The 24,148-nt window shown below is 57.7% G+C and carries 25 protein-coding genes and 2 tRNA genes; 5 read left to right on the top strand and 22 right to left on the bottom strand.

All coding sequences use genetic code 11. From position 1 onward, the window contains the following. Window positions 1-6: 6 nt before the first annotated feature. The 9 genes from DT594_RS00760 to gspC all read right to left on the bottom strand — a co-directional run bounded on the left by DT594_RS00760 (window position 7) and on the right by gspC (window position 8,429). Window positions 7-810 (bottom strand): type II secretion system protein GspK, encoded by an 804-nt coding sequence (locus DT594_RS00760; RefSeq protein WP_218574457.1) that lies wholly within the window; start codon window positions 808-810, stop codon window positions 7-9. After that, window positions 807-1,436 carry a type II secretion system minor pseudopilin GspJ gene (gspJ, locus tag DT594_RS00755; protein ID WP_149330934.1) on the bottom strand — a complete coding sequence of 210 codons (630 nt, stop codon included), beginning with the start codon at window positions 1,434-1,436 and terminating at the stop codon, window positions 807-809. Before gspJ ends, DT594_RS00760 begins: the two co-directional genes overlap by 4 nt. Beyond that, window positions 1,433-1,819 (bottom strand): type II secretion system minor pseudopilin GspI, encoded by a 387-nt coding sequence (gene gspI, locus DT594_RS00750; RefSeq protein WP_096346206.1) that lies wholly within the window; start codon window positions 1,817-1,819, stop codon window positions 1,433-1,435. Before gspI ends, gspJ begins: the two co-directional genes overlap by 4 nt. Further along, on the bottom strand, window positions 1,803-2,339 hold the full coding sequence (locus DT594_RS00745; protein ID WP_149330933.1) for a prepilin-type N-terminal cleavage/methylation domain-containing protein: 537 nt from the start codon (window positions 2,337-2,339) through the stop codon (window positions 1,803-1,805). The genes gspI and DT594_RS00745 overlap by 17 nt, the downstream gene beginning before the upstream one ends. 2 nt (window positions 2,340-2,341) lie before the next feature. Further along, window positions 2,342-2,809: a type II secretion system major pseudopilin GspG gene (gene gspG / locus DT594_RS00740; RefSeq protein ID WP_149330932.1), complete on the bottom strand. Its 468-nt coding sequence runs from the start codon at window positions 2,807-2,809 to the stop codon at window positions 2,342-2,344. A gap of 2 nt (window positions 2,810-2,811) precedes the next feature. Further along, a complete protein-coding gene (gene gspF, locus DT594_RS00735; protein ID WP_149330931.1) occupies window positions 2,812-4,023 on the bottom strand; it encodes a type II secretion system inner membrane protein GspF in 1,212 nt (403 codons plus the stop codon). A 2-nt stretch (window positions 4,024-4,025) separates the two neighbouring features. Then, window positions 4,026-5,537, bottom strand: coding sequence for a type II secretion system ATPase GspE (gene gspE, locus DT594_RS00730; protein WP_149330930.1), 1,512 nt, complete (start codon window positions 5,535-5,537; stop codon window positions 4,026-4,028). A 12-nt stretch (window positions 5,538-5,549) separates the two neighbouring features. Then, complete coding sequence (gspD, locus tag DT594_RS00725) at window positions 5,550-7,535, bottom strand: type II secretion system secretin GspD (RefSeq protein ID WP_218574455.1); 1,986 nt, start codon at window positions 7,533-7,535, stop codon at window positions 5,550-5,552. 66 nt (window positions 7,536-7,601) lie between these two features. After that, window positions 7,602-8,429, bottom strand: coding sequence for a type II secretion system protein GspC (gspC, locus tag DT594_RS00720; protein ID WP_178091366.1), 828 nt, complete (start codon window positions 8,427-8,429; stop codon window positions 7,602-7,604). 454 nt (window positions 8,430-8,883) lie between these two features. Between gspC and DT594_RS00715 the strand changes: the two genes are divergently transcribed. Continuing rightward, window positions 8,884-10,383: an alpha/beta hydrolase family protein gene (locus DT594_RS00715; RefSeq protein ID WP_149330928.1), complete on the top strand. Its 1,500-nt coding sequence runs from the start codon at window positions 8,884-8,886 to the stop codon at window positions 10,381-10,383. A gap of 51 nt (window positions 10,384-10,434) precedes the next feature. Here DT594_RS00715 and DT594_RS00710 read toward each other — a convergent pair whose 3' ends face one another. The 8 genes from DT594_RS00710 to dapA all read right to left on the bottom strand — a co-directional run bounded on the left by DT594_RS00710 (window position 10,435) and on the right by dapA (window position 17,126). After that, entirely contained in the window at window positions 10,435-10,704 is a 270-nt protein-coding gene (locus tag DT594_RS00710; protein ID WP_149330927.1) for a twin-arginine translocase TatA/TatE family subunit, read from the bottom strand. 15 nt (window positions 10,705-10,719) lie between these two features. Further along, complete coding sequence (gene tatA / locus DT594_RS19120; RefSeq protein WP_096346214.1) at window positions 10,720-10,947, bottom strand: twin-arginine translocase TatA/TatE family subunit; 228 nt, start codon at window positions 10,945-10,947, stop codon at window positions 10,720-10,722. Between the two features lie 92 nt (window positions 10,948-11,039). Continuing rightward, window positions 11,040-13,088 carry a PhoX family protein gene (locus tag DT594_RS00700; RefSeq protein ID WP_149330926.1) on the bottom strand — a complete coding sequence of 683 codons (2,049 nt, stop codon included), beginning with the start codon at window positions 13,086-13,088 and terminating at the stop codon, window positions 11,040-11,042. Window positions 13,089-13,435: 347 nt separating this feature from the next. Then, window positions 13,436-13,525: transfer RNA gene (locus DT594_RS00695), tRNA-Ser, on the bottom strand. A 55-nt stretch (window positions 13,526-13,580) separates the two neighbouring features. Then, entirely contained in the window at window positions 13,581-14,294 is a 714-nt protein-coding gene (purC, locus tag DT594_RS00690) for a phosphoribosylaminoimidazolesuccinocarboxamide synthase (protein WP_149330925.1), read from the bottom strand. A 12-nt stretch (window positions 14,295-14,306) separates the two neighbouring features. Next, on the bottom strand, window positions 14,307-15,089 hold the full coding sequence (locus tag DT594_RS00685; protein WP_149330924.1) for an MBL fold metallo-hydrolase: 783 nt from the start codon (window positions 15,087-15,089) through the stop codon (window positions 14,307-14,309). 16 nt (window positions 15,090-15,105) lie between these two features. After that, a complete protein-coding gene (bamC, locus tag DT594_RS00680; RefSeq protein WP_178091364.1) occupies window positions 15,106-16,212 on the bottom strand; it encodes an outer membrane protein assembly factor BamC in 1,107 nt (368 codons plus the stop codon). A gap of 38 nt (window positions 16,213-16,250) precedes the next feature. Next, a complete protein-coding gene (gene dapA, locus DT594_RS00675; RefSeq protein WP_096346219.1) occupies window positions 16,251-17,126 on the bottom strand; it encodes a 4-hydroxy-tetrahydrodipicolinate synthase in 876 nt (291 codons plus the stop codon). Window positions 17,127-17,372: 246 nt separating this feature from the next. Between dapA and DT594_RS00670 the strand changes: the two genes are divergently transcribed. After that, window positions 17,373-17,930 carry a glycine cleavage system transcriptional repressor gene (locus tag DT594_RS00670; protein WP_149330922.1) on the top strand — a complete coding sequence of 186 codons (558 nt, stop codon included), beginning with the start codon at window positions 17,373-17,375 and terminating at the stop codon, window positions 17,928-17,930. 27 nt (window positions 17,931-17,957) lie between these two features. Next, window positions 17,958-18,428: a peroxiredoxin gene (locus tag DT594_RS00665; protein ID WP_149330921.1), complete on the top strand. Its 471-nt coding sequence runs from the start codon at window positions 17,958-17,960 to the stop codon at window positions 18,426-18,428. Here DT594_RS00665 and DT594_RS00660 read toward each other — a convergent pair whose 3' ends face one another. Continuing rightward, window positions 18,429-19,535, bottom strand: a complete 1,107-nt coding sequence (locus DT594_RS00660) for an AI-2E family transporter (RefSeq protein WP_149330920.1) — start codon at window positions 19,533-19,535, stop codon at window positions 18,429-18,431. A gap of 11 nt (window positions 19,536-19,546) precedes the next feature. Continuing rightward, window positions 19,547-19,807: a sulfurtransferase TusA family protein gene (locus DT594_RS00655; RefSeq protein ID WP_149330919.1), complete on the bottom strand. Its 261-nt coding sequence runs from the start codon at window positions 19,805-19,807 to the stop codon at window positions 19,547-19,549. Between the two features lie 87 nt (window positions 19,808-19,894). On the opposite strand from DT594_RS00655, the gene DT594_RS00650 reads away from it, so the two are divergent. Next, entirely contained in the window at window positions 19,895-21,361 is a 1,467-nt protein-coding gene (locus tag DT594_RS00650; protein WP_425460497.1) for a M48 family metalloprotease, read from the top strand. Here DT594_RS00650 and nadA read toward each other — a convergent pair whose 3' ends face one another. Beyond that, the gene (nadA, locus tag DT594_RS00645; protein WP_149330918.1) at window positions 21,362-22,420 is read right to left on the bottom strand and encodes a quinolinate synthase NadA; all 1,059 of its coding nucleotides are present in this window, start codon (window positions 22,418-22,420) and stop codon (window positions 21,362-21,364) included. It lies immediately after the preceding gene. 125 nt (window positions 22,421-22,545) lie between these two features. Here nadA and DT594_RS00640 point away from each other — a divergent pair, with 125 nt between their 5' ends. Beyond that, window positions 22,546-23,172 (top strand): Yip1 family protein, encoded by a 627-nt coding sequence (locus tag DT594_RS00640; protein ID WP_149330917.1) that lies wholly within the window; start codon window positions 22,546-22,548, stop codon window positions 23,170-23,172. A 160-nt stretch (window positions 23,173-23,332) separates the two neighbouring features. On the opposite strand, the gene DT594_RS00635 is transcribed toward DT594_RS00640, so the two are convergent. Both DT594_RS00635 and DT594_RS00630 read right to left on the bottom strand, forming a co-directional pair. Beyond that, on the bottom strand, window positions 23,333-23,794 hold the full coding sequence (locus DT594_RS00635; RefSeq protein ID WP_178091362.1) for a PA2169 family four-helix-bundle protein: 462 nt from the start codon (window positions 23,792-23,794) through the stop codon (window positions 23,333-23,335). Between the two features lie 249 nt (window positions 23,795-24,043). Then, window positions 24,044-24,119, bottom strand: a tRNA-Lys gene (locus tag DT594_RS00630). Between the last annotated feature and the right edge of the window lie 29 nt (window positions 24,120-24,148).

The following is a 24,148-nucleotide window of genomic DNA, read 5'->3' as shown; positions in this document are numbered from 1 at the left end:
TTATTATCAGGGCTCGCAGGCCGTTTGTTCTCGCAGTACTACCACCCCATTGGGCGCATCCAGCATTGAGCACTGGAAAAAGCGCCGTTCGCCAAACTCGGCCACCAGCTCCAGGCGCATAAACCAGGGTGCATCACCTGTCGCCCCGCGCCCGCTGAAAACCTCCTGCATCAGCTCCGAGCTGCGCTCCAGGTCAATCGGGCTGTCCTGCCCGGGGTAAGCAGTGACGTATGGAGCCAATGCAGTCCAGGCCTCGCTGGTCATACCGACCACAGAGTTAAGTTCCGAGGCCACCAGCATCGGACGGTTTCCGGACAAACGCGGCGGATCTTCAAGCCTGTACGTGGGGTCATCGGTCTCCGGATTCATCCAGTCACTGACCGCCAGTGCCAATTGCGCACCCGAGGGCATACTCACGCCCGACTCCGTACCCACCCTATCCACCAGTTGCGCAAAATAGCCTTGCTCGGTTTCGTCTGCACCGGCCAGCGCATTCAGGTTATAGCGACATTGCATGTTCTCGACCGTGGCCTGAATTTCCACGCCGTCAACGCTGAAGGGCAGGCTTGGCGACCGGCAGGTGTCCCACAGTAGCTCGTCCGGCCCTTCGACTCGCTCGAGCAACTGCAGGATCATTTTTTCGCCGCCCAAAGCAATCTGCCTGGAAAGGTCCCGCTCAAACACCGCGCTGGTGCGACGTATATCGGTCTGGCTGCGCATGGCCATCGCCACAGCGGCCGCAACCGCCAGCGCCACCACCAACAGCGCGGTGACCAGGGCAACTCCCTGCTGCCGCTGCATCGACTTCATAAGCCTACTGCCATCAGCCGGCGAATTTCGCCATAACCGGGTATGTCCAACACCACCTCCACGGCCAATGGCAGCTGGCTGGCCGAGGGATCACTGTCCGCCGGAGGCCAGGCGTCGAGCCTCTCAAGTCCGCTGGGAGTGCGCACCACCAAGGCGAAACCAGTCTGCATGCCAAGCAGCTCATCCTCGTCAACCAAGAAACCGAAGGGCTGCACCCGTGCGCTTTCCGCGTCGGCTATATCAACGCCTGGCCATAACTGCCGCTCCAGCCCACGATCGTTGATCAGCCAAGCGGTTCTGCGCAGACGCTGATCGCCGCCCGCTCCGGCGCGCACGATCTCCAGCAGCTTGCTGTCACCGCCCGCGCGCAATCGCAGCGGCGGCATGCGGTCCCCAAATTCGTCACGCACTGAAATATCCACTATCTGCGCCAGGTCGCGCTCCAGTACGCTGAGCGTGACCTGCAAATCGGCCAGGCGACGTGCGTGCTCCTGAGTCACCTGATCTGCACTCAGTACCGCGCGCAAACCGCCGTAAGCAACCACGCTCATCACCGCAAAAACTGCCATCGCCACGAGCATTTCCAACAGGGTGAAACCCCTGGCCCGGCTACGAAAATGCCTCATGGCAACACGAACCCACTGACCGATGCGCGCTGCTCCTGCTCGCCCTGATCGAACAACCAGAGCCGCACATCGATACGCTTGACCGGCGGTAGCGCAATCGGCGCTTCCGGAACGTAGTCAGAAATCTCGACGTTATAACCGTAGCGGAACGGACCCATGGTGGCCTCGCCGGTGCGGTCACCTTCGCTGACCGGTCGCATTCCGGATTCATATTCGGCCAGCACATTTTGCCCAGTCCAGTGGGCCAGGGTACGCTCCTGCAAATACAGTGTATTGCGCGAATGGTCAGAGCCGCCTTTGATCAACGCCGCCAGCGCCACCGCCAGAATGGTCATGGCGACCAGCACTTCCAGCAGCGTGAAGCCCTTATTCCGGGAGCGCATCTAACACCTCGATCGTGCCTTCCATGCTGATCTGAATATGCCGCTCGAAGGGTTTACCCGGCACCCGCAAGGTAATCAGCGACGGCGTCATCTCACCGGTATTACCCAAGCGTATATTCGGCTCCCAGCCGCTTGTCTGCGGCAGCGGCTGGCGCTCGCCTTCCTGCTCATACTCCAACTCAATCACGCCGGGTTCCAACTGCCAGGGGCCGAGTTGCTGGTCAACCAGCGGTTGCCATTCCCGGGTAGCGTCATCCAGGATCACCAGCTCAAGAAAACTATAACTATCGCGGCGCAATCCCAGCGCGCGTTCGGCGCTGCCGGTAATCAACAGCTCATCGCGCGCCAAGCGCAATACTCCGGCCAGTCGCTGCGTTTCAGTGCGCAACTGCCGCTCGGCACCATCGCCAATAGACAGCGTTGCCAGGCTGGCAACAATACCCACCAATACCAACACCACCAGAAGCTCCATCAGGGTAAAGCCTGACTGCAATGAGCGGTGCTGAGTGGCGGGTTGCATGCTCAGCGATTCTCTTCCTGATCCACATTCCAGTTACCAATATCCGCATTGGCGTCTTCACCACCGGGGCGGCCATCGGCGCCCAAGCTGTAAAGGTCATACTCTCGGCCATCACGGCCTGGGCGTAGATACTGATACTCCTGCCCCCATGGATCCTTCTGCAGCCGGTCGATGTAACCACCAGAACGGTAGTTGCGCGGCACATCACCACTGGTCGGGATTTCAACCAGGGCAAACAATCCCTGTTCGGTAGTCGGGTAATTGAAATTATCCAGCCGGTAGAGGTTCAGCGCGCTTTCCAGCGCCCGCACATCATTCTGTACCTTCGTTATCCGCGCCTGATCAGGGCGATCCATCACCCGGGGCACCACCACGGCGGCGAGAATCCCGAGGATCACCACCACCACCATCACTTCGATCAGAGTAAAGCCGCGCTGTCTGCCGGCCGGCTGTTGTCTTGTCTTGAGCATGATCAGTTAACCAGTTGATTGAGTTCAAAGATCGGCAGCAGGATGGCCAATACAATAATCAGTACCACGCCCCCCATTGCCAGGATCAGCAGCGGCTCGAAAACGCCCATCACGATCGCGATGCGCGCTTCCAGCTCCCGCTCCTGCGTTTCAGCAGCCCGTTCAAGCATGTGATCAAGCGTACCGCTGCTCTCACCGCTCTTGATCAGGCTTAATGTCATTGGCGGAAAATAGCCACTGCGCTCCAGCGCGTGGCCGACTCCGGAGCCTTCGCGCACGCGCTTGGCTGCATCCGTCACCGCGTCGCGCATGGGTACGTTGGTCATGACGCTGGCGCTCATGTTCAAGGCGTCCAATAACGGTACGCCGCTGCCAGCGAGAATATTCAGCGTACGCGCAAAGCGGGCGGTATTCAGCCCGCGGATCAGCCGCCCCAATAGCGGCACGCGCAATAGCCAGGCATCCCATTTATAGCGAAAGCTGGGCTTTTTCAGCATCTGCTTGAACGCAAATATGCCGCCGATCAGCGCAGCGAGCATCAATAATCCCCAGGATCGCAAGGCGTCGCTGGTGGCAATCAGGGCCCGGGTCAGCCATGGCAATTGCTGGTTCATGCCGGCGAACACCTGTACCACCTCAGGTACCACGTAGGTCAGCAGCGCCACCGTGACCAACAACGCGATCACCGTCAGAATCGCCGGATAGAACATCGCCAGCTGAATCTTCTGACGCATCGCGTTCTGCGCCTCAACGTTATCCGCCAGCCGCTCCAGTACCAGATCCAGGCGCCCGGCCTGCTCGCCCGCCGCCAGTGTAGTGCGGTAAATCGCCGGGAAAACCGAAGGGAATTCACCCAACGCATGCGCCAGTGGCAAACCTTCCATCACCCGCGTGCGGACCGCAGACAAGGTCGATTTGACCTTCTGCGTTTCGCTCTGCCGGGCGACGGTACCCAGTACTTCTTCTATCGGCATGCCGGCACGCGCAAGCGTTGCCATTTGCCGGGTAGCCAACGCCAGCTCCAAAGGTTTTATCCGCTGTTGCAGCACCGGCATGCGCATAACCGACTTGCGCTCGGCGACCTGATTGACCGACATCGGCATCAGGCCTTTGTCACGCAGGCGGCTGCGCACCTGGCGCGAGGAGTCGCCCTCCTCTACGCCTTTGCGGGTGCGGCCGCTGTTATCCAGCGCGACGTATTCATAGGCGGGCATGGTCAGTCCTCCCGGGTCACGCGCAGCACTTCTTCCAGGGTAGTCTGCCCGGCCAGCACGCGACGCACACCATCATGCCGAATCCCCGTTTGCGCCAAGCGCGCGTGGCGAATCATGGCCTGCTCACTGGCACCGTCGTGGATCAACCCGCGCAAGGTGTCATCCACTTCAATCAATTCATAAATGCCGGTACGACCTTTATAGCCGTTGTTATTACATTCTTCACAACCGACGGCGCTGTAAAGAGTCGGCGCTTGCTGTTCGCTGATGCCCATCAGCCGACACTCACTGGCGGATGCCTGGTGGGGCTTGCGGCAAGCGGGGCACAAGGTACGGACCAGACGTTGGGCCAGAACCCCGTTCAGCGTGGATGACAGCAGGAAAGGCTCGATGCCCATATCGCGCAGACGGGTAATCGCCCCGACCGCGGTATTGGTGTGCAATGTGGAAAACACCAGGTGGCCGGTAAGACTGGCCTGGATGGCAATCTGGACGGTTTCCACGTCTCGAATTTCGCCGACCATCACCACGTCCGGATCCTGACGCAAAATCGCCCTCAGACCCCGGGCAAAGGTCATGTCCACCTTGGTATTGATCTGCGTCTGACCGATGCCGTCCAGGTAGTACTCGATGGGGTCTTCCACCGTCAGAATATTGCGGCTGCGGTCATTGAGCTGCATCAAGGCCGAGTACAGCGTAGTGGTTTTACCCGAGCCGGTTGGCCCGGTAACCAACACAATCCCGTGCGGGCGGGCGATCACCCGCTCCATGGCCTCGTAATGGTCTTTACCCATGCCCAACTGGCGCAGCTCCAGCCGCCCGGCCTGCTTGTCGAGCAGACGCAATACCACCCGCTCGCCATGGCCTGAAGGCAGCGTCGACACCCGCACATCGACCGCACGGCCAACCAGCTTCAAGCCAATCCGGCCATCCTGGGGAAGACGCTTTTCCGCAATGTCGAGCTTGGCCATGACCTTGATCCGCGACACAATCACCGGCGCCAGGGCGCGCGGTGGTTCCAGGATCTCGCGCAATACGCCGTCTACGCGCAGGCGAATCGACAGGCGATTTTCAAAGGGTTCGATGTGAATATCCGAGGCGTTCTCCTTGACCGCCTCGGACAGCAGCGCATTGATCAGGCGGATAATCGGCGCCTCGTCCTGGGACTCCAGCAGATCCTCGGGCTCGGACAAGGATTGGGCTACCGACATCAGGTCAGCATCCTCACTCAAGCCTTCCACAAACTGCATGGCGTCATTCGCCGAACGCTCGTAACGATCACGCAGGCGCGCGGCGAATGCGTCGTCATCCAATACATGCGGCTTTAACGGGTGACCGGCCCGGCGGCGCAATTCGAGTAATGCCTGCGGATCACAGTCGGCACGCACGTAGACATCCAGATGCCCATCCTGCAGATGCCCGGGCACCACGCCGAAACGCCGGGCAAACCGGTAACCGGTTTCTGCCTGCGGACCTTGATCAGGAATAAGGCCGCCTATGTCGCTATCGGTCATCGCCCCGCCCCTTTATTGCGCTGCTGGTGGTGGTGCAGGAATGCTGGTTCTGGCTGGCACAGCGCCGCTGTAGGCATTCTCAAACGGCGGTGGCAGGCTCAACAAATAATTCCAGTCAGGCAGAACCGGCCGGCTGTCCGGCGGCAGCAGGCCGCCTTCACGATTTTGCTCACGCACTTGCTGATCGCGGATATAGCTGTATTTTGAATGCGTCATATCCTGGGAAAGCGCGCTGTCGCGAATAATCACCGGCCGCAGGAAAACCATCAGATTGCGCTTCTCCATGCGCGCAGTGTCATACCGAAAGAGCCGACCCAGACCAGGTATATCACCCAAACCAGGTACCTTGTCGCGCGTTTCGACCAATTGGTCATCGATCAGCCCGCCCAGCACAATCAGGTCGTTGTCATCCACCATGACGTGGGTTTTGAGTGTCCGGGTATTGGTAATCAAGTCAGCCGCGCCGGTGACGCTCTGGGCGATCTGCGACACTTCCTGCTCGATTTCCAGGCGTACCGCGTTGCCTTCGTTAATCTGCGGTTTGATCTTCAGCATGATGCCCACATCCTCACGCTGAATGGTATCGAACGCCTGCCCTGACGATTCCACGGAACGGCCCACGATAAAGGGTACATTCTGACCAACGACGATTTCTGCTTCCTCGTTATCAAGCGTCATCAAACTCGGGGTCGACAGAATGTTGCTAGAGCTATCCGCCTGTAGCGCATTGATCAGTAACGCGATCTGAGTGCTGCCGATACTGCCAATACCGCCAAAGGTAAGACCGTCATTCAACGACGGCGGCGTGGTTACACTGCCATCCAGAAAGGCATCGCCCGCCGCCCCCAAATCGAGGATACCGCCACCACCACGGTTGAAGTTGATAATGCCCACCCCTGCATCGCTACCAATACCCCATTGCACGCCCAGTTCCTTGGCCCGGTCATAGGACACCTCAGCGATCACCGCCTCTACCAGAACCTGCGCACGGCGGATATCCAGCTGGGTAATGATGGAGGCCATATCGCGGGATAGCTCGGCGGGGCCGAAGATCACCACCGAGTTGGTGCTTTCATGTGCCTGAATACGTACCGCAGATTGCCGGCTGCCCATCATGCTGCCGCCGGAGCTGGTGCTGCCATCCGGACTTTGGGTCATGTTTTCCTCGACCTCGCGGCCTTCGGCTATGCCGCGCAGAACCTCTGCCACGTCCTCGGCGTTGGCGTACCGCAGATAATGTACCTGGGTAGCACCGCCGCTGGCCGGCATATCCAGTTGCCGGATGATGTCCCGGAGCGAGCTTCTATTGGACGGGTCACCGCGCAAAATCACCGTATTGGTGCGCTGATCAGCGATCGCTCGCGCGCGTTTGGTAAAGTCTTCACCCGCGGTCGGTGCATCCAGCGAATCAACAATGCGCACCACGTCCAATGCCGAAGCGTGCTCCAGAGGGATCAGCTCGAAATCTTCCATGGACTCCAGATCAATACGCTCGATCAGACCTTGTATACGGCGCACGTTGGCAGCGGTATCGGCGATGACCAGGCTATTGGATTCCGCGGCGGCAGCCAGGTGGCCGCCCTTGGGCACCAGCGGGCGCAAAATACGGACCAACTGGCCGGCGTTGATGTGCTTCACCCCGATTACGTGGGTGATTACCTCGTCACCGCGGCTGCTGCCAGCCAACGACCCCACTTCGTTTTCCTTTGCCTGCACTTCCGGCAAGATGCGAACGGTGCCCTGCTCTCCTTCGACGGCGGCAAACCCATAGGATTTCAGCACACCCAGAAACAGATCATATAGCTCGCCACGCTTGACCGGCGTGCCCGAGACCACATTGACCTGACCACGAACGCGCGGGTCCACGATGAAATTGATCCCGGTTTCCTGGCTGACAATCTCGATCAGGCCATTGATCTCGGCATCACGCAGGTTCAGCACCAGCTCTTCTTCCGGATCCCCGGCGAGCTGAGTCTGCGCATGAACTGCTGTACTCAAAAGACTGAGTCCCAGGAGCAACGGGAGGGTACAGCGGGCAATCTGGGACAACATCGGCATTGTGTCTCAATCCATCGTTATCGTTATGGTCATGGGTTCACCGCCTCTCTCCAGGGTCAGGCTGACGCTATCGCCAGTTAGCCCCTCAAGAATGTCGCGGTAATCATTGATTTCTGAAATCGGAGTGCCTTCGACTGAAGTCACGACATCGCCAGCCTGCAGGCCAGCAGCTTCAAATTCGCGGGCATTGCGCGCAGGGCTGACTTCCAGCCCGTACATGGCGCCGTCGACCATCACCGGGCTGGCCGACACGACCTCGAGGAAGCGTTGCGGGTCATTCATCCAGGCCTCACGATCGATCCGCGCCACCCCACCGTCTGCTGCCAGCGTGACGTTGGAATCCACTTGCGGCAGATCGGCGGTGCGCCTTGCAGGCGCCGCACCGGAGGACAGCGGGCGACGTTGCAGTCTTAGCGTTTCAAGCTTGCCATCACGCGCAAGTATCACCCGGTCAGCCAGGACCTGATCAAGCCGGACGCTGCCTGGCAGGTCATCGCCTACTCGGTAGTATTTTTCCGGCTGACCCTGCGGCGCGAGAATGGCGCCACTGCGCTCCGGATCAGGATCGGCGAGCACACCCTTGAGCACCCAGCTGAGCGAGGTTTCTGGCGCATTGATTACATTAGCGGCACTTTTCGGCGCGGCGCCAAATACCGATAACGCGGCTACATCATCATAACCACGCATCGCCGCTGAGGCTGGGCCACTGGCTATCGGATCAAGACGGCTGCCGTCCGCCGCAGGCAATATGCTGGAAGGTTCGATGATCATCCAGGTAAGACGCCCGAGCAGAATCACCACCACGGCAACCAACACCAGGGTGATCAGTCTCATAAGAGGCTCGATTGAAAATCGGGAGTCCAAAGGCATGCTTTCTCCGGGGCAAAGACAGGGACTGTACACAGCAGTCAGGTCAGCGACTGACATCCTACTGACCTTTCTTTGCAAAATTATTGTTATAGGTCTGAAACAAGCGCAACAGACGAACTGATTGTCACGAAATTGACTTGTCTCGACAACCCCCTGAAAGGGTTAATGAAATTCTTTTCGCTTATTCTGCGGACCTTTGGCCTCCTGTTCAATGCAAAAGGTCACCCATTTGGGTGAGTTCGCAGACATGTTCATCCATTTAATCAATGCTGGCCTATCCATGGCCGCGAAGCTGCGGCAAAAAACCTCCACCTCTCTTGCCGTGCCTGCTTTTTGAGGCTTTACTCTAATTCAGCAATGCCAGCCCAGGTCTGCCCCAACAAAAACAATTTTGGCTTTGCCTGTCAGGAGAATAAAAATGAATGCTTTAAAAAGAACGGCTTATTTAGGCGTTGCGATCAGCGCTATTGTATTAACAGGCTGTTTCGGCGGCGGCGGTGGCGGAAGTGATGACGATGAAGTAGTAACGCCGGAGCCGCTGACGCCCCAGCAGGAACGCATCAACGACGGTTTTTTCGTGGTTAATCTGAACCAGGTAAATGACCCCACAGCGTTTGGACCTGTTACCGGCTTACCTGCCACGCGCTTTTCCGGTGAATACGATGTCGGCGGCGGCCAGACAGCGGGCTACCGGATAGAAGTACCCGATAACTGGAATGGTATGTTGGTCATGTACGCGCACGGTTTCCGTGGCGAAGGCCCAGACCTGACAGTAGATAATCCGCCCATGCGCGCCTACCTGTTACAGAACGGCTACGCCTGGGCCGCATCATCCTATAGCACCAACTTCTATGATGTCCGCGCTGGCGTTGAAGATACCAATGCGTTGGCACTGGCATTCAATGACATTACTGCCGCCAATGGCCTGACCCTGGACGCACCTACAAAACGCTATATCACTGGCGTATCCATGGGCGGGCACGTTGCAGGCGCAGCAATTGAGCGTGAAACCCAAGAGACCGCAAACAATTTCGTCCCCTATGATGGTGCTGCACCCATGTGCGGCGTAATGGGCGACACCGAGCTGTTCGATTATTTCACCGCTTACGGTTTGGCGCTGTATGAACTGGCTGGTGTCGGCGCTGACAGCTTCCCTGTTTCAGAAGCGGATGCGGCAGAAAAAGTAGCTGTCGCTCGTGACGTGCTTTGGCAGAATTATGCGGCAACCCAAGACGCCACTACATTAACAGCCGCAGGTCAGCCGCTGTTCCCCATACTGCAAAACCTGACTGGTGGCGAGCGGCCGGTTTATAACGTGGCTTTTGGCGGGTTCCAGAACCTACTCCAGGGCTTTGCCGGCGCGGACGGCACTATTACCGGGATACTCAACGAGAGCGTAGTAGACACCACCGATGTGACTTATCGCTTCTTGAGCGCGCCCGGTGAACCTCTGGTCGGGCTGGAAGTTCCTTTTAACGCCAATATTGTGCAGGCGGTGGCAACGGCAGGCGCCAACGGGCTGCGGGACGACGGCCTAAGATTCATTCCCAAGGTTAATGGCGACCTTTATGCCGATATACCGGTAGTGACTGTGCACACTTTGGGAGATTTGTTCGTGCCAATCAGCATGCAACAGATCTATCGCACACGCATGGAAGCGAATAGCTGGGGTGACAACCTGGTTCAACGCGCGGTGCGGGCGCCAGGCCACTGCGACTTTTCCTTTGAAGAGTTCGAACAAACGCTGGACGCCATGCTGCAATGGGAACAGAACGGCACGGTACCTGCTGGTGACGACCTACTGGATCCAGTAACGGTGGCTGATCCGCAGTTTGGCTGCCAGTTCACCCGCGATGGTGTGCCGCAAACTGCGACTCGGACTGCCATAGCACCATTCATTGGTGCCTGTACCCCGTAAACAGGGGCCTCTGATACTGTCGTGGTAAACAAAGGGCTGACAAATTTCATGTCAGCCCTTTTTTTCCAATGGCGCGAGCACTTCCTGCACCTTGCGCTTCACATTCGAACGCTTCAGAGCGACCACATTGTCTTTTAACACCTGAAGCTCTTCCTGCGGCAACTCCTTTTCCACCTGGGCTTGCACATCCGCCAGAGCAGCCTTGGCCTTACCCAACATCACGCCTGCAAACCTGGTAATAGCCAACGCCCGCTGTGGCCCCAATACCAGCAGGGCGACAGTTAAAACGACCACCCACTCGCTCATGCCATTATCGAACATGTTGCGGCCTCCCGGTCAGGATACCAGCTCTTCTTTTTCCACCTGACGCTTCTGTGCAACGCTGCCGGCATCCAGTGTCAACGCGCTTGGAGACTCTTCCTCTTCACGCACTGCCTTTTTGAAACCGCTAAGCGCCCCACCCAAATCACCTCCAATGCTACGCAGGCGCTTGGTACCAAACAGCAACATGACAATGACCAACACGATCAGCAGAGAGCCGATACTTACGCCACCAATACCCATGGGAATTCTCCAAAAACCGCGCAGCCTGCGCGCAGTTGAATAAAAGGAAACCCGGCGGCGTCAAATGACGCCGCCGGGCAGCAATCAACTACTCAACTACCGATCACACCACCGTCATCCTTCCAGATAACCACCGTAGAAGAGCGCGGCGGGAACTGCGCAGGATTGTTATCCGGCCAGCTACTGGTGTAGTTACCCGCGGCAAAATTTGCTGACGAGGTCGTTCCACCAGGGTGCTGAACGTTGATGAACATGGTTTTCTGATCGGGGGTAGTGATAACACCGGTAATCTCATTGCCAACAGGCCCGACCAGAAAGCGCTTGAGCTCGCCGGTGTTGGGGTCCGCTGCAAGCATCGCACAGTTGCCGAAAGGGTCTGTTGCGCCGCTATCCATCTGGATCCAGACGCGGCTGTCAGGGTCAATCCACATCCCGTCAGGAGAGCTGAGAATGTTATCGGCAGTGAGCCGGTCGCCATTCGGATCAAAACCGATATTGGTCTCTACCCCGCTTTCACCACTGTCACCGCCAAACAGGAAAATATCCCAGTTAAACGTCAGTGCCGCGTGATCGCCACCCTCTTCCGCCCAGCGGATGATATGACCATGACGGTTGGTGGCACGCGGGTTGGCACCATTGGTTTGATCTTCGCTGCGGCTGCTGTTGTTGGTCAGCGTGAAATACACATCACCATTGGCCGGATCCACTGCGCCCCACTCCGGGCGATCCATTGGCGTAGCACCCATCATATCTGCGGCCAAACGCGTGTTTACCAGCACGTCCGCCTGGCTGACGAAACCATTGGCCGGCGTCAGCCCATTCATGCCGAACACCAGCGGCAACCACTCGCCACTGCCGTCATCGTTGAACTTGGCAACATAGAGAACACCGCTATCCAGCAGAGAGCCAGACGCAGTATTGGCGTTAAAGTTGCCAGCACTGACAAACTTGTAGATATATTCGAACTGCGAATCATCGCCGGAATAGCACACAACCGGGCGACCTTCCACAGCCGGAGCAAACACCACGCCCTCATGCCCGAACCGGCCCAGGGCAGTGCGCTTGACTGGCACGCTATCAGGATCAGTAGGATCAATCTCAACCATCCAGCCGAAGCAAACCGGCTCGTTGCGATAATCCTCTTCGGCGCTGGCGCCCGTGCTACTGGCGTCAAACCGCACGTACTGATCCGCAGCTGAATCTGCCAGCTCCCAGCCATAACGGCCGGTGCCGCCGGGGCGAATACCGTAGCGATCAAATTCACGGCGGTCGACATCGTCAGTGCGGAAGTAACCCGCCCAGTTTTCCTCTGCCGCCATGTAGGTGTTCCATGGTGTCACGCCGTTACCGCAGTTGTTCAAGGTGCCGCGGGTCATGGTGCCGTTGGGGCTGTAGAGCGTCTTGACGAAATCAGTTCCGCGGACCGGTCCCTGGAGGGTCATCGGGGTCAATGCGGTGATCCGGCGGTTGCGCATATCTGGCTGCACCTGCCACTCATTGTTTACGCCTTTGACAATCCGCACCACACTGACGCCGTGAGCGTTCATTTCCTTCAGCACTTCGTCCGCTGGACGAGCGCCGTCGATCAGCGGGGGGACACCGCCACTGCCCAGCGCAACCCCTGCCGCACGGGCGTGCATGAAGCGTGGTTCGATATATTCATGGTTCATCACCAGCAGGCCATCCTCGGAGCTGCCGTCAATCGCAAAGAAATGCATCCCGTCATGATGGTTGCCCATCTGAAAGGCCTGATCTTCACCGGTGCTGTTGATTGAGTAGGAAGGAAAATCACCGGCAATCGGCGTACCGTAAGGCACCAACACCTGAGTGCTGTAACCCTCAGGTACCGATATGACATCTGCACTACTCACAGGCACGGCGGTGAAACCTAGCAGAGCCGCAGGCGCCTCGCCTTCACCGTTGTCCTCATCATCGTCATCTGAAGAGCTGCTGTTACAACCAGCCAACCCAAGGCCCATGAAGCCGATAGCAGCAGCCCCAGCGCTACCTTTAAGAATCTGGCGTCGACCCAGGCGCGCCTCGAGGATACTTGAAAACAAGGTATTCATCTGGCGCTCGGCCACGGGCTCGTCACCCTCGCCGTGATCGATGATGGTCAGTTGTTGCGTATCTGTGGACATCCGGTTTTCCTCATCAGGTTATTGGTTTTGACCGAAACATGATGGGAAACACAGGTGACAGGCAGACAGCAAAAAGATGAAGCTTATGCGTAGATTTGAAGACGGATAGGTGGGAGTTATGTGACAGTGGCGACACTTATCAAGTACTAGTCTGATAAAGCAAAAAGCCCACCTGGGATTGGCACCGCGCAAGCTGGATCTTCGTCAGGGATTATTCGGCGCTTTGCGCCTCACCCCCTAGCGGGGGCCGCCTTCGCCTGCTTTGCTGGCTCGGTCGAACGAGGGTTCTCACCGAGAGCTCGTCTGATAAAGCAAAAAGCCCAGCTGAGCTGGGCTTTTTGTTTTATTGGCGGAGAGTCAGGGATTCGAACCCTGGGAACTGTTGCCAGTTCAACGGATTTCGAATCCGTCCCGTTCGACCACTCCGGCAACTCTCCAGTGGCGCGCATCTTAGCAGATGCGGCCCTGTGGACGGAAGCGGTTCGGCGCTGGCTAGGGTAGAGAAACACCCAGACGCTGGGCGACTTCTTCGTAGGCTTCGATGACGCCTCCAAGCCCCTGACGGAAGCGGTCCTTGTCCATCTTCTTGCCGGTTTCCTTGTCCCAAAGGCGGCAGCCGTCCGGGCTGAACTCATCGCCCAACACGATCTCGCCCTTGAACAGGCCAAATTCCAGTTTGAAGTCAACCAGCATCAGGCCAGCTTGATCAAACAACTGGGTGAGGATCGCGTTAACCATCAGGGTCAGCTCCTCCATGCGCTCCAGTTGCGCTGCGGTGGCCCAACCAAAAGTGACCACATGTGAAGCGTTGATAAAGGGGTCGCCTTTGGCGTCGTCTTTCAAAAACAGCTCAAATGTCGGCGGGACCAGAGCGGTGCCCTCTTCAATGCCTAGGCGCTTGACCAGACTGCCGGCGGCGTAGTTGCGCACGACGCATTCGACCGGAATCATATCCAGCTTCTTGACCAGCACTTCGGTATCGGAGAGCAGCGCGTCGAACTGAGTCGGCACCCCGGCCGCCTCGAGCTTTTCCATGATAAAGGCGTTAAAGCGGTTGTTGACCATGCCCTTGCGATCCAACTGCTCGATCTTCTTGCCGTCGAAAGCAGAGGTGTCATTGCGAAACAGCAGGATCAAACGATCCGCATCATCGGTGGTGTAAACCGATTTGGCCTTGCCACGATAGAGTTCAGTGCGTTTTTCCATTATCGGCTCCTGCTAGACGCATAACGTGAGGGGTTGCCCCGTAATATCTTGCCAGGGCAAGCCCTGATTCTGTTCCGCCAGATGCAAATCACCCGACCACCCCTGCAGTGCGCGGCTAAGCTCACCCATGGCCAGGTCGGGCCGGTTATTCTTCTCGCTGATGTGCGCGATGGCGACATGTTTGAGCTTTGTTCGATCAATCGCCTGCAACAATCCCGCCGCCTGCTGATTGCTCAGATGCCCCAGATCACCCGCGACCCGCGCTCGCAAACTGGGCGGATAAGGGCCTTCGGCGAGCATCTGAGGATCATAATTGGCCTCCAGAAACAGGCCGTCCAGACCACTGTAACGCTCGATTATCCATGGAGTGATGGTGCCAACATCAGTCAGGATGCCGAATCGATGTTGGCCGTTATCGAATATGAACTGGCAAGGCTCTCGGGCGTCATGCGGCACAGCAACGGGCAATACCTGCAGATCTCCAATCGCGAAACCGCAGTCCAGCTGGATCCGCTCATAGGCTAAATCGGCATCGGCAATAGCGCGCCCGGTTCCTGCGGTCATATATACCGGCAACTGATACCGCCGAGCCAAGCGCTGGACACCGTTGATATGATCGCTATGTTCGTGAGTCACCAGAATCGCGCTGAGCTGCCGCGCATTCAGCCCGGCAGCGGCCAGGCGTTGCTCCGTGGCACGCAAGCTGAACCCGCAATCCACCAGCACGCGGGTCCGGCCGTACTCGACGACAGTTGCGTTACCTTTGCTGCCACTGCCGAGAGAACAATAACGCACGGCTAGCCTATTGCCCTCAATTCAAGTTATCGCGAATACGGGTCAGCAGCGCCTGGGCTTCATCGCCCTCAGCTGCCGTTTCAATACTCCGCTCAACGGTGACCTGAACGCCATTGCTGACCTGCGTAAGGCGAACCTGCAATGGACGAGCGGTTACCTCTTCATCTTCATCACGACCAAACAGGCGGCCAAAAAAGCCCGGCTTTTCCTGCTGACTGCTGGCTGTCTGATCCAGATCGACATAATAGACGCCGCTGCTGCGGTCCAGATCCGTTACCAGGATGTCGGCTTGGCCCAATGCATCACCGACGGCAGCCCAGGTGCGATTGAAGTCAGACTGAATATTCAGCACTGCGTTACCTGCGCCATCCTCGTCCAGGGTTGCGCGTTGGGCGATCAGACCTTCCTGCGAGGCGACCAGTGAGGTGCTGCCATCGGCACGCGACTGGCTCAGATAACTTTCCAGCTCGGCCAGCACCGCGCGTTCAAGATTGAGGTTATCGGAGTTTTCCGGCCATTCATCTCGATTGCCGCCCTGGCTGCGGTGGGTGTGCAATATGAAGATCTCGCTGCTGCCCGACTGGACGCCAGGTTCAACGCGCATGCGGAAGCGGTGCTCATCTTCTTCGCTGCGCCCCTCACCCAACGCCGGAGAAATACGCCGTACCAGCGGGTTATCTGCTTGCACGTCAAAGGCAAGCCAGTCAGTTTCCACTTCGCCAAGACTGGCTGATTCAGATGCGATACCTATCTGGTAATCATTCCAGAACTGTCTGACCAGCGGCCAGGTGTCTGCGGGGCTGCGCTGTGCATGAACCCAGCGTCTGGCGTCATCCTGCTGCAAGGAAAATTCAGAGGCTTCTGCGCTGACCAGCATGGCCTGCGGCCGTGGCATCTCGAATTCGTCAAACTCCTGGTTGCCAGTTACCTGGCCGGGCACCGGCAGCAGATCGCCAATCGGCTTACTTTCGATGCCATCTGGAACCTCCATTCTGGGCTTGATCTGCGCCGCCTGATAATCGGAGCCGCGGTCACGGAAGTAGCCATCCTCACCATAGATGTACCCACAACCGCTAAGGCTGCCCAGCAGCACGACCGATAGAGCACCCAGTACAGGCTTCATAATGATTTCCTTGCTGAAATTAAGTCGTCGAGTACCGCTCACAACACACCGCATTCACGCAGGGCGTTGCGAACCGTCTCATGGCAACGGTCGCTCAGGGGCGTAAGGGGCAGGCGCAAGCCATCGCCCATCAGACCCATCTCATGCAGCGCCCATTTCACCGGTATGGGATTGGACTCGATAAAGAGTGCCTTGTGCAGTGGCATCAGCGACTCATTGATCCGCCTTGCCGTGTCGACATCGCCCCTCAATGCAGCCGCGCAAAGGTCGTGCATCGCCTTGGGAGCGACATTGGAGGTCACTGAAATGTTGCCTTTGCCGCCCATCAGGATCAATTCCACCGCGGTCGGGTCATCGCCGGAATACACCGCCATGCGATCCCCTACCCGGTCGATCAGCTCGCGAGCACGCTGCAGATCGCCCGTGGCTTCCTTGATACCGATGATATTCGGCGTATCGGCCAGACGTTCTACTGTCTCCGGCAACATGTCGCAGGCCGTACGGCCGGGCACGTTATAAAGAATCTGCGGAATATCGACTGCTTCGGCAATAAAGCGATAGTGCTGATACAGCCCTTCCTGGGTTGGCTTGTTGTAATAGGGCGTTACCAGCAAACAGGCATCAGCATTGACGCTACGCGCCGATTCCGTCAGTTCGACGGCCTCGCGCGTGGAGTTGGCGCCTGTGCCGGCAATCACCGGAACGCGGCCAGCCACCTGATCAACCACGCGACGAATGGCTTCCTTATGCTCGCTCATGCTCAAGGTAGCCGACTCACCGGTAGTGCCGACAGCGACAATGCCATCAGTACCATTTTCCAGATGAAAGTCGATAAGCCGCTCAAGGGCCAGCCAATCCAGGCCTCCACGTGAATCCATGGGTGTAACCAGCGCCACCAGGCTGCCTGCGATCATGCAACTGCTCCAGTTGAAACATTGACCCGCAATGGTACTTTCGCCGTGCAGCCAGCACAAGGGAAGCCGGGAAGAATTCCCCCGGCAATCAAGGCCGCGAACACCTTTCAGGGTGCTGGGCTGACTGTCATCGCTATCCTGCCCGAATAGAATGTTGAACCGGTTGACGTGGGCGGCGACAATAGCAGCCCTGATAGCCCGATGCCGACCCTTCGGATCAGGCTCGCCCTCACGTCAAGGAGCATCATGTCTACCGCCAATAGCCAACGTGATCAGTTTTTGGTGATCAACGCCATGGGCTCGCAGACCACCAGCATGGTCACCACTCTGACGCGACTGTGTCTTGAGCAGCGCTGCCTGATCGTCAGCAGCCGTATGAGCCGCCACGGCACCTGCACTTCCCTGCTGCTGCAGGTCAGCGGCAACTGGGACGCCTTGGCGCGACTGGAAAACCTGATGTTGACCATTGCCAAGCGCGAGCATCTGACGTTGTCGATGAACCGCAGCCGTAGCCTGGAGGAGCGCCCGCAGGCTCTTCCCTACAATGTGTTTGTAACCGCCGCCCAGCGTCCTGAGTTGTGCGCGGAGCTCTGCACTTTCTTCCAGCAGATCGAGATCGAGATCGAGGAGTTGTTCAGCTTTACCTACATGGCCCAGCACACCGGCACCGCCATGCTGAACATGACCCTGACTATCGCCATCCCGGCCAAGACCCAGCTCAGCTGGTTGCGCGAACAGTTTCTCGATTTTTGCGATGAGCTGAACCTGGACGCCGTGATTGAACCCTGGCGACCTATTCATTAATTCCCATACCCGGCTAGAGGTATCACTATGAGCGTCACCCTGGACAAACCCGTTCCCGACTTCAGCGCACAGGCGACCAGCGGGCAGGAGATCAATCTTGCGACCCTCGCTGGCACTCAACTGGTGATCTATTTCTACCCCAAGGACAATACCCCTGGCTGCACCACCCAGGGCCAGGACTTCCGCGATATGCACGCCGACTTCGTCGCGGCTCACACGCTGATTCTTGGCGTATCCAAAGACAGCCTGCGCACCCATGAGAACTTCAAGTCCAAGCAAAGCTTTCCCTTCGAACTGATCAGCGACAGCGATGAGAGCCTGTGCCGACTGTTTGATGTGATCAAGTTGAAGCAGATGTATGGCAAGGAATACGAAGGGATCGAACGCAGCACCTTCCTGATCGACAAACAGGGCGTGCTGCGTCGCGAGTGGCGCAAGGTCAAAGTCAAAGGGCATGTCGCCGAAGTACTGCAAGCCGCTCAGGAATTGAACGGCTGATCAGTCGAGTTGCTCCGCCGTTCCCGGGTGGTCAACCGGGGCGGCTTCATGGGCCGCTCCGACACCTCGCGGCCAAGCGTACAGCACCGCCTTGAACAGCGTCGCCAAGGGGATGGCAAAAAATATTCCCCAGAACCCCCATAAGCCACCAAAAATCAATATCGCCGCGATGATCGCCACTGGATGCAGATTGACCGCTTCAGAGAACAGGATTGGCACCAGCACATTGCCATCCAGCGCCTGAATAACCGCATAGACGATCATCAGCACCATGAACTCATTGCCTAGCCCCCACTGGAACAGGCCAATGAGTGCTACCGGTATGGTAGCCACCGTAGCGCCGATATAAGGGACCAATACCGAGAGCCCCACCACCACAGCCAGCAGTGCTGCGTAGTTAACCTTGAGCACCGCAAAACAGATGTAGCTCACCGCGCCAACGATCAGAATCTCGACCACCTTGCCACGGATATAATTGGCGATCTGCTGATTCATCTCCGTCCACACCTGGGTCATCAGTCGGCGCTCACGGGGCAACTGGCTGACCATCCAGCTGCTGATCTTCTGGTTATCCATCAGAAAGAAAAACACCAGAATCGGTACCAGTACCAGATAGACCAGAATGGTCACCAGCATCGGCAGGCTGGCAAGAGATTGAGAAAGCACCCATTGCCCGAACTGGCCCAGTTCACCATTTATAGAGCCGATCAATCGCTCAATCTGTCCTTGGGAGATGAGTGCCGGATATTGCTCGGGCAAGTGTTCAAGCTGAGCTTGCCACTGCACTAACATGCGCGGCAGCTCGTTGAAAAGATTGGTGATCTGCCTCCAAACCAGCGGCACCACAACACCAAGCAATGCAGACAGCGCGCCGAGAAAGAGCAGAAACACCAGCCATACCGATAGTGCGTGCGGAACATGCCACCGGCGCAGCTGAGTGACCAGACCTTGCAACAGGTAAGCCAGTACGAGACCGGTGAGCAACGGTGCCAGCTTGCCGCCGAAGCTGATGATGATGGCAAAACCCAACGCCAACACCACCGCCAGCACTACCGCTTCTTCGTCGGAGAAATAGCGGTGCATCCACCCCTGGAAAACCTTCAACATACCTGTTGATCTCACCTCTTGCGCAACCAATAATGAAACTCGTCGTCCAATATCTCAGCTGCAATCAGTTCGTTGCCAGACAGTTCAGAGAAGCGCTGAAGATCACGTTGCGAACCAGCGTCGGTCGCCAGCACATGCAGAATCTCATCCGCCTTCATGGTATTCAGCTCCAGCTTGGTCTTGAGCAGCGGCAGCGGACAGGACAAACCTCGAGCATCCAGAGTGCGGGACACATCGTGATCGATTTTCAGCGCTGTTGGATCAGGCGCCATGCGTAAACTCCTCAGTAGCAAGTGTTACAGTATAGCTCTGCATAGACTCACGCAGACACCCCAATCCGGACAGGCGCAAAGGTAATCATGCAATTCAACCCGTTTGTAACCTTGGCAATGGTCAAGACGCTGGCGTTTTGCGTACTGACCTCCATCGCTGTGCCTCAAGCGGCGCAGGCGGATGAGTTCAACCTGCCCTCTCTGGGCGACACCAGTTCATCGCTCATGTCCCGCGAGCAGGAATACCAACTCGGCCGGGCCTGGCTTTCCATGCTGCGTGGCTCCGTGGCGACCATGGATGATCCGTTGCTGAAGGACTTCATTGAACGGCACGTTTTCAGTCTGGCCGAGACCAGTCAGTTAAGTGATCCGCGCCTGACCTTTGTCCTGATAGAAAGCCCGCAGCTGAACGCTTTTGCCGCTCCCGGCGGAGTCGTTGGCGTCAATGGCGGGCTGTTTCTCAACGCCCATACCGAGGCAGAGTTCGCCTCGGTGATGGCGCATGAACTGGCTCACCTCTCGCAGCGGCATTTTTCCCGCGGCCTTGAACAACAGCAGCGAATGCGCGTACCGGTCATGACCGCGATGCTGGCCAGCGTGATACTGGCGGCGGCCGGTGGCGGTGACGCCGGCTTTGCTGCCCTGGCGTCGACTCAGGCAGCCGCTATCCAGGAGCAGCGTCGCTTCTCCCGCCAGAATGAGCAGGAGGCCGATCGTATCGGCCTGCTCAATCTCGACAACGCCGGGTACGATCCCACCGCCATGCCGGATATGTTCGAGCGCCTGGCCCGGCTGAGCCGTTTCAGTCGCACTCCACCCGAATTTTTGCTGACTCACCCGGTCAACCAGTCGCGGATTGCCGACTCGCGTAACCGCGCCGAGCAATTACCTGGCGATGGTCGGCGTGACAGCGTGGAATATCAAATGATGCGCGCGCGCGTGCAACTGCACCACGAACGCAATCCTGGCCTGGCAGTGCAGCGTTTTCGCATTCTGCTGGATGAGCATGAGGGTGACCACGCCGCGGCGCGCTACGGACTGGTACTGGCATTGACCCGCAGCGCACAGTACGCGGAAGCCGCCGAAGCAATGGAGCCGCTGCTCAGCAAGTATCCGGACAATGTGACGGTGAATCTCGCCGCGGTGGAACTCGACGCCAGCCAGAACCACCTGGATCAGGCATTGAGCCGTGTCGACCGCCTGCTGCAGATCAATCCCGGCAACTATCCCTTGCTCGAAGCCAGGGCCGACATGCTGTTGCGCGCCGAACGTTATCAGGAGGCAGAGCAGGCTATCGACAGACTCGCCAGCCAGCGCAGCAATGATCCGGACGTCTGGTATCTCGCCGCCGAAATCCGTGGCTTGGCGGGCAATATTCTTGGCGTGCACTTGGCCCGCGCGGAATATTTCATGCTGGCCGGCGACCTGGATCAGGCTGGCGAACAACTGGATCTGGCGGCCAGACGCGCTGGTGACAGCTACGTCATGAGCGCGCGCATTGACGCCCGGCAGCAGGATCTCGCCAATCAGCGCGAAATCCTCAAAAGCTTCTGATCAGGCATTACCCTTGGCGGCCAGATTAGCCTGACGGGTGAAGTTGAGCATCCGCTCCAACGGCTGCACCGCGCGCGGTATCAGCTCGGCCGCCACGTGAATCTCATTACTGCCCTGCTGCAGGCTCTCCAGCAGACGGGGCAGCGTGTTCATCGCCATCCAGGGGCAATGTGCGCAACTGCGGCAGGTGGCGCCATTGCCGGCAGTAGGTGCTTCAATCAGTTGTTTATCCGGCGCGCCTTGCTGCATCTTGTAGAAAATGCCGCGATCAGTGGCGACGATAAAGGTCGGGTTGGGCAGCGTCTGCGTTGCCTTGATCAACTGACTGGTCGAACCTACCGCGTCAGCCAACTCGATCACCGACATCGGCGACTCGGGATGAACCAGAATCGCCGCCTCCGGGTACACCGCTTTCAGATCCAATAACGCCTTGGCCTTGAACTCCTCATGCACGATGCAGGAGCCTTCCCATAACAGCATATCCGCACCGGTTTCACGCTGAATGTAATTACCCAGATGCTGATCCGGTGCCCACAGAATCTTTTGCCCCTGGTCCATCAGGTGCTCGACGATCTGCAAGGCGCAGCTGGAAGTAACGACCCAATCGGCTCGTGCCTTCACCGCCGCAGAGGTATTGGCATACACCACCACGGTGCGATCCGGATGCTGGTCGCAAAACGCGGAAAACTCATCGATTGGGCAGCCAATATCCAGCGAACATGTGGCATCCAGGGTCGGCATGAGCACGCGCTTTTCCGGGCTGAGAATCTTCGAAGTCTCGCCCATGAAGCGCACACCGGCAACCACCAGCGTGGTGGCCGGGTGGTCACGGCCAAAACGCGCCATTTCCAGCGAATCCGATACGCAGCCACCGGTCTCTTCCGCCAACGACTGCAGCAGCGGATCGGTGTAGTAATGCGCCACCAGCACTGCATTCTGAGCCTTGAGCTCTTCGGCAATGCGGCGCTTGTAGTCAGCCTGCTCGGCGTCGGTCAGCGGCGCAACCTGCTTGGCCGCGAGGTGCGCCTGCACCAGGACCCGTTCGGGAATCTGTGACATGAGTTGATCCTGTGTTGAATAGCATGGCCCATATTACCACGCGGCACCCTTGTGTAACTTGAACTTAACCCCCGGCGCACCAGTCGAGAAAGTAAGGGCATAAAACCAAGCAAGAGGAGATTGCCATGCTGGCTCACATACCCGCGCTACTCACCACCCCGGCTGACGCCTGGACCAATATCCGCAAGGATGCCGATCAGCAACCGTGGGGGTTCCTCCCCCTGATGCTGCTCGGGCCACTGATTCCCGCTGTGGCCTGCTATATCGGTGCGGCCCACACCGGATGGAGCTTTTACGGCGGCGAGGAAACGCAGTACTTGACCCCCGGTAGTGCAGCCATGCTGGGGCTGATGTGCTACCTGGGGTTTCTAGTGGGGTTGCTGGTGATGAGCTTCATGACCCGATGGGTGCTGTTTCGCGTCCCCCAAAGACCCTCGCTGCCAATCAGCTTGACGTTCATGACGGTGACATCAATTCCGATGATGCTGGCAGCCTTGGCGGCCATGCTCCCCTATCGACCGGTACTTCTGATCGTTGGCGCCCTGGGTGCAGCTCTGTCCTGCATCTTGCTGTTCTTCGGCCTGCCGTCCTATATGAAAATGCCGAGAAACGACCACACCCGTTTCTTCGCAGCCTGCATTATAGGCGTCGGTCTGCTGACACTGGTGACCATCGGTTTTGTCTTCATGGAAATGTGGTGGCAGCCCCTGGAAGGCGGCTCATACGAAAATGTAGCTGATCCCGGGGAATAACGGATCGGCAGCAATCGGTTTAATAGGATTTGAATCGCAAGGAGATGAGCTGGTAACGAGAGAGGATTCAGGAAGAGTAAGCAGAGCGAAGATGAAGATACAGTCTTAACAAAACAAGGTTCTCGAGCGCAGCTTCCGCTGCACTCGAGAACCGGCACTATCAGCTTTTCGCACGCTCGGAGTCGCGTAAAGCCTTGATCTGGTCGTGGTTACGCAGCACACCCTGGTACTGACGTTCTACCACTGCACGCACATCGGCGGGCAGATCCTTTTCAAGCGCTTCTTTGTAGCTCTTCTTGGCAACATCTTCGCCACGCTCACACTCATTCAGCACGGCTTCGTCACTCTTGCCAGTAATGGCCGACTTGAGGTCAACCCAGCGACGATGCATGTCGCCTGCCAGACTGGTGCTGTTCTCTGGGTCGCCGCCCAGCTGGAATACAATCGCCTGCAGTTCGCTGGCTGCTTTCCCACACTCAACGGCACGGTCTGAAAACAAGGCTTTCAGGTCGGGGCGTTTGACGTCTTCGGCACAGACCTTGAAACCCGCCTCACCATCTTTGCTGGTTTCAATCAGGTCGTTGAGAACTTCAATTACATCTTTCGAATTAGTAGTGGTCATTGCATCCATCCTTCTCTGCGCATACATAAAACACATTGGGTGTTTTGCATACCTGAGTATGAAAGTAGCTACTTAAATGAGCAGCTTTACCAGGCTTTATCGCCTTCAGGAAATGTGACTCGCCGCCAAGCACGGGGTTCAACATTTTTATAGCAGGCAGATGAGCGAATGGCCGAACACAATAAGAAAGCGCCAGCTGTATTAATACCGGTAGGGAATACGGGACGGGGGGGGTGACGCGGAATAAAATGGTGGGTCGTGTAGGATTCGAACCTACGACCAATTGGTTAAAAGCCAACTGCTCTACCAACTGAGCTAACGACCCGGAACGCGCGCTATAGTACTGATTTATCA

The organism is Halopseudomonas laoshanensis (genome assembly GCF_008365385.1).
GTDB classification, from domain to species: Bacteria; Pseudomonadota; Gammaproteobacteria; order Pseudomonadales; family Pseudomonadaceae; genus Halopseudomonas; species Halopseudomonas laoshanensis.
The sequence above is the reverse complement of the archived record's forward strand: the minus strand, read 5'-3'. Positions and strand labels throughout refer to the sequence as shown.